Below are 14,319 nucleotides of genomic sequence, written 5' to 3'. Positions count from 1 at the left end.
GGGCGTGGTCAACCTTAAACGGCGTGGTCTCTATAGTCAGGTTCCAGGAGCAGGATGTCGTCGCCGTGTAAATGACGGAAGACATCCAGGGAGTGTTCCGCCTCAGCCAGGAGCAGGGGGTTTATATGGATGGGCGCTTCCATGCGCAGGGCGAGGGCTATGGCGTCGCTGGGACGTACCTCCATACTGTGTTTCCGGAAATGCCGGCGATAATGAATAAAGGCGGTGTAGGTATCCTCGATACGGTCGCGGATTTCGCTGTACAGCAGGGAAAAATTGTGGCGATGAAAAAGTTCCGCAATCAGGTCGTGGGTCAGGGGCCGGGGAGGGTGAACCTTCTCAACCTCCACAATAATTGCGCTGGCCTCGGAGGGTCCCACGGGGATGGGAATAATCCGGCCGGGATGGCTGGTTTTAAGCAGGACGATTGGCAACTGGGATTCCCGGTCAAGAGCAATTCCCTGCACTTCCGCGACTGTAATGGTATGCTTCATTTCAATTCCAGAGTATATCACTTTACTCAGCATTTTCCTGTTTTTTTGTTACCCACGTTGACACCCCCGCGGCCAGTCCATACACTTGATAGTGATTACTATGGGAACAAGCTTTTTAAACGATCAGGAGTTCGATCAGTACCGGGAACTGATATATAATGAGAGCGGGATCCACTTTTCCGCCTCCAATCGCTCTATTCTGGAGAGCCGGCTCAAGGAACGTCTCCGCCTTACCAAGGTCGAGACCCCGGCCCTCTATCTGAAACGGATACGGGAGAATGGTGACGAGATGAAGGTGCTGCTTGACTCGGTGACCACCAATCTGACCCGTTTTTTCAGAAATACTGCTCATTTTCAGACTCTGGAATACTACGTAATTCCCGATCTGATCCGCCACAAGCAGGACAGCGGGAATAAAACCCTGCGCATCTGGAGCGCCGGGTGTTCCACCGGGGAGGAACCCTATTCCCTGGCCATGGTCTGCAAGGACCTGCTCCCGGCAGGGTTCACCGTCGAAATCGTTGCCTCGGACCTGAGTCTCAAATCCCTGATGACCGCGAAGGAGGGCCTGTACCCCGAACCGCGGCTGAACGGGGTTCCGGACAAGTATGTAAAACGCTTTTTCAGTCCCGAGGGCGACGGTTTTCGCGTCAACGAGGAGATAAAGAGACTCATCAAATTTGATTATCACAACCTGAAGTTCGATTCGGGGCAGCGGAATCTCGATCTTGTTTTCTGCCGCAATGTGATTATCTATTTCGACGAGCCCGCCCAGGAGGCGGTCATACAGAAGTTCTGGCAGGCCATGAACGGCCATTCCTATCTGTTCATCGGCCATTCCGAATCCCTTTTCGGCATGAAGACGGGTTTTGAGTTTCTCAAGACCGACTGGGCCTGCATTTATCGTAAATTCACCTGATCAGGGAGGTAAGGGTGACGGAGAATCTTCCCCTTGGGGTTCTGGTTTGTGACGACTCTGCGCTGATGCGCAATCTGATTTCCCGTATTGTCGATGGAGCAGAAGGGCTGACGGTGGTGGGCAAGGCGATGAACGGAAAGTTCGCCCTCCAGAAGATACCCCTTCTGAAGCCCGACCTGATTCTGCTGGATATCGAGATGCCCGAGATGAACGGCATCGAGTTTCTCAAGGAGCGCCGCAGGCAGGGAATAAAGGTCCCGGTGGTAATCCTCTCGTCCCTGGCCCGCCGGGGAGCCCAGATTACCATGGAAGCCCTGAACCTGGGGGCTTCGGATTTTATCATGAAACCTTCGGGATCCATTTCCGAGGACATCCACGTGGTGGGCGATCAGATCGTGGAGACCGTGCGGGCCTACGGATCTCAGTATCGCCGGCAGACCGGGAACGTACCCCTGGTGCCGGACAGTCCCGTTTCCGCGTCGGTTATGCCCCGGCCTGCCGCACCTGCGCCGACTCTGCTGCGGGAGATCCGGGAAAAGCGGATAGACGATTTTCCGGCGCCCCGGCCGCGGCATGAACGGCAGCTTCCCGCGGGGATCGACCTTCTGGCCATCGGCATATCCACCGGCGGTCCCAACGCCCTGCGCAAGGTTTTCGCCGCCATGGACCGGGAGCTTCCGGTTCCGGTTGTCGTTGTACAGCACATGCCCGCGGGTTTTACCCAGGAGTTCGCCCGCAGTCTGGACAGGATCTCCGGCCTCGAGGTCAAGGAGGCGGAGGAGGGAGACCTTCTGAGTCCGGGACGCGTGCTGATTACCCCGGGCAACAAACATATCCGGGTGGAAAAACGCCGACTTTCCGGCATTGTCCACCTGAGCGACGACGAGCCGGTCAACGGACACCGGCCTTCCGCGGATGTTCTGTTCAAATCCGTGGCCGCCGAATACGGCAACCGCGCCCTGGCGGTTATCATGACCGGCATGGGACGGGACGGTGCCCGGGAGATCGGGACCATTCATCGTATGGGTGGAGTGACCCTGGCCCAGGATGAGGAGTCATGCATTGTCTACGGGATGCCCAAGGTTGCGGTCGATCACGGATATATCGATCACATCGTAAAACTGCAGGATATGGCGGATACCATCGGACGACTTGTGCGAAGCCCCTCCTACGGGGGCTGATCTAATCCGTCTTTCCCAGGACCCGGACCACTTCGGGCAGGTTGCGGCTGTTGGTGGCCTTTGAATAGAGCCAGCTTGCCCCAAAGCCGGAAACAAGTCCAAGAACCCCCGCAAGGACGCGCAGGCCCTCACCGGATTCCGGAAGGGCCAGTCCTGCCAGGAAGAAAAAGACTCCGAAGAGGATCAGGGGCAGTATCATTACCATGAAGCCCGCGAAGATGGTCTTTCCCGGGGGAAGATGTATCTCCACGGTATCCCCGACCTCCACCGGGACATTCCCGGGCTTCAGAGCCTCTATCTCCCGTATTTTTATATTGCAGAAGCTGTTGCCGCTGCAGGATTTGCAGGCCGATGTCGTGCAGCTGCATATAAGCCTGTCGCCGGCAATCGACTTAACTTTCACTCTTTCGTTCATCGGGAACCTCCCTGCAGGGAATCCTGACCCGCTCAACCGCGGTGGTTCGTCCCTCGGCGTTGATTTCGAAGATCACTCCCTGCATCTCAAGTCCGTCCCAGGCCTCCTTCGAGCGTTCCGGGATCTGGGTTATAAATTGCCCAATTTCCGTCTCGATATCCAGTCCGCCCACGGAATCAATGCTTCCGGTACGCCCGGTATCGCAGATCATGCCGGTCCCCCTGGGCAGAATGCACTCATCGGCACTGAGCGCCTTGTTGTGGGTTCCGGCGATGGCGGATACCTGACCGTCGGCGTGATGAAACATGGTATATTTTTCCGCCGTGGTGGCGGCATGGAAATCCAGCAGAATGATCGGCGTTTCCCTGCGGATCTTGTCCACGATGGCGGGAAGAAAACTGAAGGGGTTGCTCAAATGCACCCGTCGGAATCCCGACTGACCCAGCAGGGATATAACACCCACCTTGTATTCTCCCACCTGGTATACCCACCAGCCCCGGCCCGGATTTCCCGGGGGATAATTGGCCGGCCGCAGTATGTAGGGAGCCTGGCGGATGTGGGAAACCATGTCCCGCTTGTAATAGATACATTCGCCGCCGGTAATCACATCGATTCCCAGCTTGTGAAGGTAGATGGAGTGATTCTTTCCGAGACCGAAACCCCCGGTGGTTCCTTCGCCGTTAGCGACCACGAGATCGATCTTCTTCTCTTTCCGGAAATCCTTTAACAGTGATTTTACACAAAAAACGCCGGCCTTGCCGACGATCTCTCCCATGCAGAAAATTCGTACAGACAAAATGTTTCCTTTCGTTCCCCGAATATTGGGTATCCCCGGACGGGAGCTAAGAATACACGATATTCCTCTTTCGGGTGAAGGGGTCTTTTGCTCAGGTCCGTTTTTGGCTATATTATAATCAGGCCGTGCACTGCAGGCCCGCCTTTTGCCCGGACTACGGGAAAGGGTGTACAGACTCCTCGCCCTGCGAGAAGATAAAGAGGTGGAGTATGAAAGACAAGATTATTATCGATCTTGGACAGATCATGGATGATCTGTTCGATGCGACCCAGAATTTCGGAGGTGCCTTCAAGGAAGGATTTCGCTCCCATCCGGGCAGCCCGGTTTTTAAATGGGACGACAGCGTGGATTACTATCCCGCCTATTCCTATCCGCCGGCGAACATCTATTTTACGGCCGACAAGAGCCTGGTATTCGAGTTCGCCCTGGCGGGTTTCAATGAAAAAGAGATCTCCCTTGAGTTCAAGGGCGATTACATGGTTCTCAATGCCGGACTGCCGGAAGAGCGCAGGGGAGACGATGAAATCAAGTTTCTGAAACGCAGGCTGAAATTCAAGGAGATTGCGGATCAGAAGTATTACGCGCCGGAGGATAAATTCGACAGGAATGCGGTCAAAGCGATCTACCGCAACGGAATTCTGACAGTAAGCCTTCCCGCCCGGGAGCAGGCTGAGAGTCACAAAGAGATCAAAATCGAAATAGTGAAAGAGGAAGACTGACATGCTGTTCTGGCTGATCATTGGTGTCGCTCTGGGTTACATTTTCAAGCCCCAGCTCGAGATATTCGTCGGCAGGATCCTTCATTCTCTGCAGAACAGGCAGAATGGGGATGATCCGGAAAAATAGGGCCATATAAGGCGGCCGGCGTCCGGATTTCCAGTCCGGGATGCCGGTTTTCTCCAATTTAAACCGTGTTCTTCGGCTAATCTGTCGGATAACGACCTTTTCGCCTCTTGAAATTCGCCTTCTGGACGGACTATTATCATGCCCGAACGGATGGATCTTTGTCTTGGATCCGCTATCACTTTCAGAACAGGAGTATGTCGTGATTGCGCAAGGGTTAGTATTAACAGTTGTCGGCATGACGGTGGTGTTTCTGTTTTTAACACTCCTCGTCATTCTCATGAACGTTCTCTCGGCGGTTGTCATCCGCTACTTCCCCGAACCGGTGGTGGAAGTAGCTGAGTCTTCAGGTTCGAAGGACGCAGAGATTGCTGCGGTTATTGCCGCGGTAAAAGCTTATATCTCATAAGAAAGGAATTATTCGTCATGAAAAAGCGCGTAGATTTCATGGTTACAGCCTTCCGGGACGGATTTCAGTCCGCCTACGGAGCCCGTGTTTTTACCAAGGACTTTCTGCCCGCCGTTGAAGCGGCGGTTGAAGCAGGAATCAACCACTTTGAAGCAGGCGGCGGCGCCCGTTTCCAGTCCCTTTTCTTTTACTGCAACGAGAATGCCTTCGATATGATGGATTCTTTCCGCCAGGCCGCCGGTCCGGACGTGAACCTGCAGACCCTTGCCAGGGGTGTAAACGTCGTAGGGCTCGACTCCCAGTCCAGTGATGTTATCGATCTCCATGCCAGGATGTTCAAGAAGCACGGCATAACCACGATCCGTAACTTCGATGCCCTGAACGATGTGAACAACCTGATCTATTCCGGTCAGTGCATCGTTGACGCCGGACTGAAGCACGAGGTCGTCGTGACCATGATGGAGCTTCCTCCCGGATGCGAAGGCTCCCACACCCCCGAATTCTATATCCAGTCCCTGAAGGACATTCTGGACGCGGGAATCCCCTTCGATTCAGTCTGTTTCAAGGACGCCTCCGGAACCTCGGTTCCCAGCAAGGTGTTTGAGACCATCAAGCAGGCAAGGAAGATGCTCGGCGATGATGTACAGCTGGTGTTCCACAGTCACGAGACCGCCGGTATCGGTGTAGCCCAGTACATGGCCGCCCTGGAAGGCGGAGCCAACCAGATCGACCTTTCCCTGGCGCCCTGTTCGGGCGGTACCTGTCAGACCGACGTCATGACCATGTGGCATGCCCTGCGGGGAACCGATTTTGACCTTGGAGTTGACATCAAGAAGATTGAAAAGGCCGAAGAGGTTTTCAAGGATTGCATGAAGGACTACTTCATGCCCCCCGAGGCTACCACCGTCGAGCCTCTGATCCCCTTCAGCCCCATGCCCGGCGGGGCCCTGACCGCAAATACCCAGATGCTGCGGGACAACAACCTGATGGACAAGTACGTCGAGATCTCCGCCAACATGGGCGAGGTCGTCCGTCGCGGCGGTTTCGGAACCTCCGTTACCCCCGTGAGCCAGTTCTACTTCCAGCAGGCCTTCAACAACACCCTGATCGGCCCCTGGGAAAAGATCGCCGAGGGCTACGGCAAGATGGTCCTGGGATACTTCGGCAAGACCCCGGTCCCCGCGGATCCTGAAATCGTTAAGCTTGCTTCCGAGCAGCTCGGTCTGGAACCCACGGAGAAGAAGGTCCTGGAAATCAACGATGCGGACCCCAAAAAGGGTATTCCCGCTGCCAGGAAGATGCTCCAGGAAGCCGGTATCGAAGAGACGGAAGAGAACCTATTCATCGCCGCCACCTGTAAGGAGAAGGGCATTACCTACCTGAAGGGAGAGGCCAAGTCCGGCGTTCGCAAGATCGACAGAAGCAAACCCGCCGAGGGCGGCGAAGCTGCTGCCGGCGGTTACACCGTCAAGCTTGAAGGCAAGACCTTCAAGGTCAAACTGGAAGGCGACAAGGCTGTCGTCAACGGCAAGAGCTACTCTGTGAACGTGACCCCCGGGATCGATGAGGGTGGCGCTGCAGCTGCCTCCGGCGGCACCGGAGAAGGCGTCAAGGTTTCCGCACCTCTTCCCGGTCTCATCCTGCGCCTCAGCAAGGGCGAGGGCGACAGCGTCAGCGAGGGCGAGGTAATCATGGTGATGGAATCCATGAAAATGGAGAACGAGATCCATTCTCCCGCCTCCGGAGTAATCGCGAACATTCCTGTAAAGCAGGGAGATCAGGTAGCAGCCGGCGACACTCTGGTAGAAATCCAGTAAGGGGGGCCGGATATGAACTTTGGAAGCGCATTTTACGATTTATGGACCACAACAGGTCTTTACGGCTTTATGCAGGAGGGCGGATGGCAGAGCGTTCTCATGATTCTTGTCGGCTTCCTGCTTCTTTACCTGGCCATCAAGAAAGGCTTTGAGCCCCTGCTGCTGGTACCCATCGGGCTTGGGGCGATTCTGTCGAATATCCCCTTCGCGGAAATCGCCGCCCACACGGTAATAACCGGAAATATCAGCGAGACCGCCCTGGCGGTCAGGGAGATTTCCGGCGGATTTATCGGGCTCTTTTACGACTTCGGTATCGGTTCGGGCCTCTTTCCGCTGCTGATCTTCATGGGCGTAGGTGCCATGACCGACTTCGGACCCTTGCTGGCGGACCCCAAGACCTTCCTGCTCGGTGCCGCAGCACAGTTTGGTATCTTTGTGGCGGTTCTCGGCGCTCTGTTCCTGGGAAAATATGTTCCGGGAATCAACTTCGACCTCTTTGCCGCCGGTTCCATCGGAATCATTGGCGGGGCGGACGGACCGACGGCGATCTATGTCGCCTCCCGGCTCAAGCCGGAGCTCCTGGGCGCAATAGCCGTCGCGGCCTACTCCTACATGGCCCTGGTGCCGATTATTCAGCCTCCCATCATGCGTCTGCTCACCACCAAAGAGGAGCGGCAGATAAAGATGGAGCAGCTGCGCCATGTAAGCAAACGGGAGAAGATTCTTTTTCCCCTGGTTGTACTTATCACCTGTATAATCCTGCTGCCCTCAGCTACCCCTCTGATCGGTGCGCTGATGTTCGGTAACCTTGCCCGGGAGTGCGGTGTTGTGGAAAGACTCTCCGACACCATGCAGAACGCCCTGATGAACATTGTTACCATCATGCTGGGTCTGGCCGTAGGCTCCAAGATGCAGGCCGAATCCTTCCTGAACATGAATACCCTGGGAATCCTGCTGCTGGGTCTGATCGCTTTTGCCATCGGTACTGCCACCGGTCTGCTTCTGGCCAAGGGCATGAACCTGGTTTCCAAGAAACCCATCAATCCCCTGATCGGTGCGGCGGGTGTTTCCGCGGTGCCCATGGCGGCCCGGGTAGTGAACAAAGTCGGTAAAGAGGCCAACTCTCAGAACTTCCTTCTGATGCATGCCATGGGACCCAATGTGGCCGGCGTTATCGGATCGGCCGTCGCTGCCGGTGTGCTGCTGGGTGTTATTCCCAAGCTTGCAGGCGGCTGATACAGCCTTTTCTCACGACACTCTCTCAAAGCCCTCCGGTACAGCCGGGGGGCTTTTAGTGTTTAGAGATGCCCCGGTACTATTGCCATTGCTTCCCTCTTTTTTTAGGATGATTGAATCCTGTGAACCGGAGAAACCATGGCGACAGATATGCACTACAGCTTTTCCCATACCATTATCTACAGCGAGATAGACACCAGGGGGCGCCTGGCGCTTCCCTCTTTTTCCGCCATCTTTCAGGAGGCGGCCCTGCTCCAGGCGGAGAAACTCGGTTTTGGCGAGTCCTACTGCGCGGCGGAGGGGCGGATGTGGGTCCTGTCCCGGCTGCGGGTGGAGTTTGACAGGTCCCCGGTCCATCGTGAAACAATACGGGTGGAGACCTGGCCGAAGGAACCCCAGGGCCCCCTGGCGCGGCGCGATTTCCGCATCTTCGGTGCCGACGGAGAACTCTGTGCCCGGGCCACCAGCGGCTGGATGCTCCTGGATACGGCCGGCATGCGTCCGGTGCGACCGCAGCAGGTATTCAAGGATTTTGATTTCTCCGGCGTGGGGGAGGCTGTCCAGGGATCCGCTCCCAAGGTCCCGGGCTGCGACGGGGAGGGGAGTCAGGTCAGGGTTACCGCCAGGTACTCGGACCTCGACCAGAACGATCATGTCAACAACACCCGCTATGTTCGCTGGTTCCTGGACTGTTTTTCTCCCCAGGAATTCGACCGTCTCGATCTGACCGGTTTTGATATCAACTACTCCCGGGCCGCCGGCTGGAATGACACCGTGACATTGAAACGCTGTGATGGACCCGGCTCGACCATTGTACGGGGCTATCTGGATGACGGCAGCGAGAGCTTTGCCGCCATGCTGCTCTATCGTGAGGTATCGTAAGGGACAGTTGACGATACCTGTAAAAAGGATTAAAAAGAAGCATGCTCATTTTACAGGAGGTAGTGTTGATGAGTGTTGGATTGTGCGGAAGCCTCCGCGAGCGGGTCGCTTGATTCCTGATACGCTGTTTTGACCTGTAGGCCATCTAAAAACGTATCTCTTCAGGAACCCGTCTTTTAATAATTTTTCACAGCGGAAGAGTTTCCGGTTCATTCTTCTCAAAGACTTCGGATCTGCACATCATTGCTGCAGGAACGTGTGATCCCCGTGTGTTCATTTCACAGGGGAACGGAGACTTTTATGTCCAGAAACAAAATACATCATACCCGGGAAAACACCGCCTTTATCTGCCGTCACTGCGGCCGGATAGTCCCCCCTTCTCTGTCCGGTACGCAGCACAGAAACCACTGCTGCCACTGCCTGTGGAGTCTGCACGTGGATGTACGCACCGGAGACCGGCGCTCAGGCTGCCGGAACAAAATGGAACCCGTCGGTATCTGGGTTATGCCCGACGGAGAGTGGTCATTGATTCACCGCTGCACAAAATGCGGTATGCTGAAGCATAACAGGATTGCCGGGAACGACAACGAAGGCGCGCTGCTTAGCCTGGCCCTGAGGCCTGTGTCCCTGCTCCCCTTTCCTGTATCCGCTATTGCGGACAGGATGGCGGAATTTCATACTACAGAGGGTGTGCTCCATGGCTGAAGATAGAAAAACCGAATGCGAAAAAGCCTTCCCGGGCTGTACTCCCGGCCGGGTCGTGGGGGAAGGACAGCATCTCTACAAGGTTCTCAGCGATGAGGACGAGCTTCTGTGCCGGGTAAGCGGCGGTTTTCGCCATGCCGCCGGAGAAAAAGGGGATTATCCCGTTACCGGGGACTGGGTCGCCCTGCGCAGAGAAGGATCTCTGATTGAAGGAGTCCTTCGGCGGGAGGCCTGTATAGCCCGCGCCAGTGCCGGAGGGACCACGGAGCGGCAGATCCTGGCCGCCAATGTGGACCTGGTTTTTATCGTCGCCGGCCTGGACGGCGGCCGTAATCTTACCCGACGGGGAATCGAGCGCTATCTGGTAATGGTTCGTGAGAGCGGGGCCGAAGCGGTCCTGGTTTTGAACAAGCTGGATCTGTGTTCCGACATTGTCAGCGCCCTTCAGGCCGCGGAGGAGGCAGCTCCCGGGGTCCGGCAGATCCTGACCAGTGCCCGTACCGGTGACGGTATGAAGGAACTGGCCGGTGTTTTGAGCCCCGGATTGACCGGGGTTGTCCTGGGCCCCTCGGGGGTTGGAAAATCCTCCCTCATAAATGCCCTGCTGGGGGAAGACCGGCTTTCCAGGGGAGAGACCAGGGAAAGCGACCACCGGGGCAGACATACCTCGACCAGTCGCAATCTGGTTTTTATTCCAGGAGGTGGTGCCCTGATAGATACCCCGGGCTTACGGGAACTCCGGCTCTGGGCCGGAGAAGCCTCCCTGGATGAGGTCTTTCATGACCTGGACCACCATGCCCGGAACTGCCGCTTTCGCGACTGCACCCACCAGGGGGAACCGGGCTGTGCAGTGCAGCAGGCCCTTGTGGACGGGGAGCTTTCCCACGAACGCTATGAGAGCTATCTGGAACTGCGGAAGGAGTTGAATTATCTGCACCGCAGAAGCGATGAACAGGCCCGGGCCGAGGAGGAGCGTCGCTGGAAACAGATTTCCAAATCTGTTAAGCAGTTTTATAAGGGCAAGAAGGGATATTAGACCCTGCTGCCGGAGTACAACGGGGCCTTCGGATTCTTTTCATGGATGAAGGCCCCGGTTTTGTCGAAGTACTAATACGTGAGCAGTTCCCGGAGCTTGTAGGGGCGCCTGTCCCGTACGGATTTCCAGACAGCCTCTCCGGTGGCCACCGCAAGGGCTCCGTCAAGGGAGCTCGAGGCGATCTCGTAGTCCCGTGAAGGATCCGGTCCCAGAAAGACATCCTCCAGCAGAACAGGATCTGCGCCGTGATGGCCGCCGGGACGCTCGACCACGTGGATGATCTCCTTGGAGCCGAAGAGGGGATAGTATTCGATTGTCTGGTGCTCCTCGAAGGGGAAGGGAATACGCTGGGGCATATGGTATTCCGTGGATTCTATACGCCCCTCCGTTCCGTTGATGGCCACCCGGTAACCCTCCCAGGGGGTGGAAAAGTTGACCGAATAGGAGAGCATCGCCCCCTTGTCATAGCGGATGGTCGCCGTATAGGTATCCTCGATCTGTATGTCCGAATCAAAGATACAGGCGTCGGTACGGTAGCCGGTAAAATTGGCTTTCCTGGCCTCGTCCAGGTCCAGGTGGTCGTCCTTTACCTCCGCGTCGCCGGTGCGGTGATTCCAGCGGCGGTAGTAGATGCACTGGTCCTTTTCGTCACAGGTCTGACAGAAACGGCCGTCCTTTATTGAAGGATTCTTTGGTCCCTCGGGACCGTAGTAGTTCAGTGCTCCGAAGGCGAAGACCTCCTCGGGGCGCTGTCCGGTCCACCAGTTTACCAGGTCGAAGTGGTGCGAAGCCTTGTGGATGGAAAGACCCCCGGAGATTTCCCGGTAACGGTTCCAGCGCCGGAAGTAACTTGATCCGTGGTAGGTGTCGATGTACCAGTTAAGGTCGATGGAGGTAATACGTCCAACCTTGCCCTGGAGGATCATCTCCTTGATGCGCCGGTGTATGGCGGTATAGCGGTAATTGAAGGTGACCTGGACCCGGCCTTTGCTCTTCTTTTCCGCGTCGATGATCTTCTGGCAGTCCTCGGCACCGGCGGCCATCGGTTTTTCCACCAGGGAATCGATATCGTGTTCCAGGGCCGCAAGCACGTACCGGGCGTGAGTATTGTCCCTGCCGGCAATAAGCAGCACGTCGGGTCTGCACTCCCGTATCATTTTTTCCAGCTCCTCGGGCTTGTAGCAGGGGAGTTCCTTCAATGACGGGTATTGTTCTCCGGCTACTTCAAAGCGGCGGGGGTCCGGGTCCAGGAGTCCAACCACCTCCGTATGTTCCTGAAAGAGTGAAAGCATCGGCTTCACAAACATTTTCAGGGCCCTGTTGCTTACGCCGCACACGGCATAGCGCTTCCTCATCATGTCCTCCAATATCCTATTAATTTAAAATTCAAAACTCATTATTCGGAATCAGACCGGCGTCGTCAAGCCGGAAATCAGGGTTCCTCCTTGACCCCCGCTACAAAAATCTCTATTATACATCCCGGAGAACCTGTACGTAGATCCGGTATGGGACACCGGTTTTTTCTACTATAAAATTCCTATCAAGAACGGAAGGAGCTTATCATGTTAGAAATGAAGAAAGGGGTAGATATCCTTTCAGACGTCGGCGGCCTGAAAACCATCGATGAAGCACGTAAGGTCTTTGAAGCGAATCTGGATTCCGCCAATCTCGCCAAAATTTCAAAGATCAAGAACGAAGAGGCTCTGCTCAAGATCGCCAACGCGATCTCCATGTGCGAGCCCGATAATGTCTTTATTATCAGCGATACCCGGGAAGACGCAGCCTATGTCAAGCAGCGCAGCATCGAGACCGGTGAAGAGAAAAAACTGGCAATCAAGGACCACACCATCCACTTTGACCTTCCTGAAGATCAGGGACGTCTGGTCAGCCAGACCTTCTACATTATAAACGAGGATGAGGACATCAGTGCTCTGGCAAAGAAGCAGCTGCGTTCCGAAGCCCACCAGTACGTCAAGGACAACATGAAGGGTATCATGAAGGGACTTACCATGTACGTCTCCTTCCTGAACCGGGGACCCGTAGGTGCCAAAGCCTCCATTCCCGCCCTGATGATTACCTCCTCCACCTATGTTCAGACCAGCGGCGACCTGCTGTACCGGAACGTATACTCCAGCTTCGACAGTGAAGTTGAGCGCTGCGGGACCTTCTTTACCAACGTTCACAGCCAGGGCCCCAACCGCTCCGAAGACGTACCCAACGCCCGCATCTACATGGACAGAAGCTGGCAGACCTGTTACTCAACCTACTGTACCTATGCCGGTAATACCCTGCTCCTCAAGAAGGGTAACCACCGCTTTGCCGTAGACCGTGCAACCTACCAGAAGGTCGAGGAAGAGCTTTCCGAGCACATGTTCATTACCGGAATGACCGGCCCCGGCGGACGGAAAACCTACTTTGCCGGTGCCGCACCTTCGGGATGCGGAAAGACAACCACCGCCATGGTTGGTACCGACTTTATCGGCGACGACCTGGCCCAGATCTGGATCGACGAGTCCAACGGAACCGTTCGGGCGATCAACCCGGAAAAAGGTATCTTCGGTATCGTTGAAGACGTTAACTGGGAAGGCGACCCCCACCTGATGAAGTGTCTGCGGGAAGAGAAAACCACGGTTATCTATTCCAATGTTCTTGTCGACGAGAACCTGAAACCCCGCTGGGTCGGCGACGGTGAAGAGATCCCTCAGAAGGGAACCAACTTCCAGGGCGAATGGTGGCCCGGAAAGACCGATGCCAACGGCAAGCCGGTCCCCATGTCTCACCCCAACTCCCGCTGTACCCTGCTCAACTCCTCCATCGACAACTATAACGAAGAGGCCGCGGAAGATCCCAAGGGAGTACACGTAAAGGTCGTAACCTACTCCGGACGTGACGCCGACACCATGGTTCCCGTATGGGTTGCCAGGACTCCTGATGAGGGTGTTGCAATCGGTGCGTCCGTAGTTTCCAAGGCTACCGCCACCGAGGTCGGTGCTACCGGTGTAAACCGTCAGCCCTGGGCCAATGCACCCTTCGTACCCGGTGCCCTCGCCGACTACATGGATGCCCAGTTCAAGTTCTACAACTCCGGCAAGATCAAGGATAAGCCCCTTCTTGCGGGACTCAACTACTTCCTTACCCACGAGAACCGCGGCGGTTCCGGCAAGGGTCTCCTGGGTGAAAAGAAGGACGTAAAGGTCTGGCTCGGCTGGCTTGAGCTCTATGCCAACGGTGACGTTGAAGCCATCGAGACCCCCATCGGATTCATTCCGAAGTACGAAGACCTGAAGAAGCTCTTTGACGGAATCGGCAAAGAGTATCCCAAGAGCCTCTACGACATGCAGTTCGCGCTGTACGTTGACAACATCATCAAGAGAATCGACCTGCAGACCGAAGCCTACAGCAAGGAGAAGAATCTTCCCTCACAGCTGTTCAAGGTTTACGAGAAGCAGAAAGCTGAACTCCTCGCCCTCAAGGAGAAGTTTGGAGCTGTCGTTTCCGTTGAGCAGGTTGCCGGCAAATAGTCAGCACCACAAACACAGAATTATGGGGCCCGATTGCCGTACGGCGGTCGGGCCCTTTTATTATG

Annotated in this window: 15 protein-coding genes; 11 read left to right on the top strand and 4 right to left on the bottom strand. The window is 55.8% G+C overall.

Annotated elements, in window-relative coordinates; genetic code table 11:
* Positions 1–14: 14 nt before the first annotated feature.
* Positions 15–494, bottom strand: a complete 480-nt coding sequence (locus tag B4O97_RS07725) for a bifunctional nuclease family protein (RefSeq protein WP_158084204.1) — start codon at positions 492–494, stop codon at positions 15–17.
* A 100-nt stretch (positions 495–594) separates the two neighbouring features.
* Between B4O97_RS07725 and B4O97_RS07720 the strand changes: the two genes are divergently transcribed.
* Both B4O97_RS07720 and B4O97_RS07715 read left to right on the top strand, forming a co-directional pair.
* Complete coding sequence (locus tag B4O97_RS07720; RefSeq protein WP_083049758.1) at positions 595–1,413, top strand: CheR family methyltransferase; 819 nt, start codon at positions 595–597, stop codon at positions 1,411–1,413.
* Between the two features lie 65 nt (positions 1,414–1,478).
* A complete protein-coding gene (locus B4O97_RS07715) occupies positions 1,479–2,594 on the top strand; it encodes a protein-glutamate methylesterase/protein-glutamine glutaminase (protein WP_408606633.1) in 1,116 nt (371 codons plus the stop codon).
* 1 nt (position 2,595) lies between these two features.
* On the opposite strand, the gene B4O97_RS07710 is transcribed toward B4O97_RS07715, so the two are convergent.
* Together B4O97_RS07710 and B4O97_RS07705 are read right to left on the bottom strand one after the other, a co-directional pair.
* The gene (locus tag B4O97_RS07710) at positions 2,596–3,009 is read right to left on the bottom strand and encodes a SoxR reducing system RseC family protein (protein WP_083049755.1); all 414 of its coding nucleotides are present in this window, start codon (positions 3,007–3,009) and stop codon (positions 2,596–2,598) included.
* Complete coding sequence (locus tag B4O97_RS07705) at positions 2,987–3,805, bottom strand: TIGR00282 family metallophosphoesterase (protein ID WP_083049753.1); 819 nt, start codon at positions 3,803–3,805, stop codon at positions 2,987–2,989. The genes B4O97_RS07710 and B4O97_RS07705 overlap by 23 nt, the downstream gene beginning before the upstream one ends.
* A 209-nt stretch (positions 3,806–4,014) precedes the next feature.
* Here B4O97_RS07705 and B4O97_RS07700 point away from each other — a divergent pair, with 209 nt between their 5' ends.
* From B4O97_RS07700 to rsgA, 8 genes are all read left to right on the top strand, one after another.
* The gene (locus tag B4O97_RS07700) at positions 4,015–4,524 is read left to right on the top strand and encodes an Hsp20/alpha crystallin family protein (RefSeq protein WP_083049752.1); all 510 of its coding nucleotides are present in this window, start codon (positions 4,015–4,017) and stop codon (positions 4,522–4,524) included.
* Position 4,525: 1 nt separating this feature from the next.
* Positions 4,526–4,651: a hypothetical protein gene (locus B4O97_RS19745; RefSeq protein WP_269844551.1), complete on the top strand. Its 126-nt coding sequence runs from the start codon at positions 4,526–4,528 to the stop codon at positions 4,649–4,651.
* Between the two features lie 199 nt (positions 4,652–4,850).
* Entirely contained in the window at positions 4,851–5,057 is a 207-nt protein-coding gene (locus B4O97_RS19685) for an OadG family protein (RefSeq protein ID WP_233142983.1), read from the top strand.
* A 17-nt stretch (positions 5,058–5,074) separates the two neighbouring features.
* Positions 5,075–6,874, top strand: coding sequence for a biotin/lipoyl-containing protein (locus B4O97_RS19220; protein WP_096348855.1), 1,800 nt, complete (start codon positions 5,075–5,077; stop codon positions 6,872–6,874).
* Between the two features lie 12 nt (positions 6,875–6,886).
* Positions 6,887–8,110 (top strand): sodium ion-translocating decarboxylase subunit beta, encoded by a 1,224-nt coding sequence (locus B4O97_RS19215; RefSeq protein WP_096348854.1) that lies wholly within the window; start codon positions 6,887–6,889, stop codon positions 8,108–8,110.
* A gap of 138 nt (positions 8,111–8,248) precedes the next feature.
* Positions 8,249–8,992, top strand: a complete 744-nt coding sequence (locus B4O97_RS07685; protein ID WP_083049749.1) for an acyl-[acyl-carrier-protein] thioesterase — start codon at positions 8,249–8,251, stop codon at positions 8,990–8,992.
* 300 nt (positions 8,993–9,292) lie between these two features.
* Positions 9,293–9,697, top strand: coding sequence for an RNHCP domain-containing protein (locus B4O97_RS07680; protein WP_083049748.1), 405 nt, complete (start codon positions 9,293–9,295; stop codon positions 9,695–9,697).
* The gene (gene rsgA, locus B4O97_RS07675) at positions 9,690–10,733 is read left to right on the top strand and encodes a ribosome small subunit-dependent GTPase A (RefSeq protein ID WP_083049746.1); all 1,044 of its coding nucleotides are present in this window, start codon (positions 9,690–9,692) and stop codon (positions 10,731–10,733) included. Before B4O97_RS07680 ends, rsgA begins: the two co-directional genes overlap by 8 nt.
* 71 nt (positions 10,734–10,804) lie before the next feature.
* Here rsgA and B4O97_RS07670 read toward each other — a convergent pair whose 3' ends face one another.
* Positions 10,805–12,088, bottom strand: coding sequence for a Gfo/Idh/MocA family protein (locus tag B4O97_RS07670; RefSeq protein ID WP_198947034.1), 1,284 nt, complete (start codon positions 12,086–12,088; stop codon positions 10,805–10,807).
* Between the two features lie 207 nt (positions 12,089–12,295).
* Between B4O97_RS07670 and B4O97_RS07665 the strand changes: the two genes are divergently transcribed.
* Positions 12,296–14,254: a phosphoenolpyruvate carboxykinase (GTP) gene (locus B4O97_RS07665; RefSeq protein WP_083049743.1), complete on the top strand. Its 1,959-nt coding sequence runs from the start codon at positions 12,296–12,298 to the stop codon at positions 14,252–14,254.
* Positions 14,255–14,319: the final 65 nt, after the last annotated feature.

This window comes from Marispirochaeta aestuarii (genome assembly GCF_002087085.1).
GTDB lineage: Bacteria > Spirochaetota > Spirochaetia > JC444 > Marispirochaetaceae > Marispirochaeta > Marispirochaeta aestuarii.
Note: the sequence above shows the minus strand (reverse complement) of the source record. Positions and strands in the feature narration are given on the sequence as shown.

What these genes read in the sequence shown, in the direction of transcription:
- B4O97_RS07725 (WP_158084204.1), bottom strand. Translation starts at nt 494, where the DNA reads ATGAAGCATACCATTACAGTCGCGGAAGTGCAGGGAATTGCTCTTGAC.
- B4O97_RS07720 (WP_083049758.1), top strand. Translation starts at nt 595, where the DNA reads ATGGGAACAAGCTTTTTAAACGATCAGGAGTTCGATCAGTACCGGGAA.
- B4O97_RS07715 (WP_408606633.1), top strand. Translation starts at nt 1,479, where the DNA reads ATGCGCAATCTGATTTCCCGTATTGTCGATGGAGCAGAAGGGCTGACG.
- B4O97_RS07710 (WP_083049755.1), bottom strand. Translation starts at nt 3,009, where the DNA reads ATGAACGAAAGAGTGAAAGTTAAGTCGATTGCCGGCGACAGGCTTATA.
- B4O97_RS07700 (WP_083049752.1), top strand. Translation starts at nt 4,015, where the DNA reads ATGAAAGACAAGATTATTATCGATCTTGGACAGATCATGGATGATCTG.
- B4O97_RS19745 (WP_269844551.1), top strand. Translation starts at nt 4,526, where the DNA reads ATGCTGTTCTGGCTGATCATTGGTGTCGCTCTGGGTTACATTTTCAAG.
- B4O97_RS19220 (WP_096348855.1), top strand. Translation starts at nt 5,075, where the DNA reads ATGAAAAAGCGCGTAGATTTCATGGTTACAGCCTTCCGGGACGGATTT.
- B4O97_RS19215 (WP_096348854.1), top strand. Translation starts at nt 6,887, where the DNA reads ATGAACTTTGGAAGCGCATTTTACGATTTATGGACCACAACAGGTCTT.
- B4O97_RS07685 (WP_083049749.1), top strand. Translation starts at nt 8,249, where the DNA reads ATGGCGACAGATATGCACTACAGCTTTTCCCATACCATTATCTACAGC.
- B4O97_RS07680 (WP_083049748.1), top strand. Translation starts at nt 9,293, where the DNA reads ATGTCCAGAAACAAAATACATCATACCCGGGAAAACACCGCCTTTATC.
- rsgA (WP_083049746.1), top strand. Translation starts at nt 9,690, where the DNA reads ATGGCTGAAGATAGAAAAACCGAATGCGAAAAAGCCTTCCCGGGCTGT.
- B4O97_RS07670 (WP_198947034.1), bottom strand. Translation starts at nt 12,088, where the DNA reads ATGAGGAAGCGCTATGCCGTGTGCGGCGTAAGCAACAGGGCCCTGAAA.
- B4O97_RS07665 (WP_083049743.1), top strand. Translation starts at nt 12,296, where the DNA reads ATGTTAGAAATGAAGAAAGGGGTAGATATCCTTTCAGACGTCGGCGGC.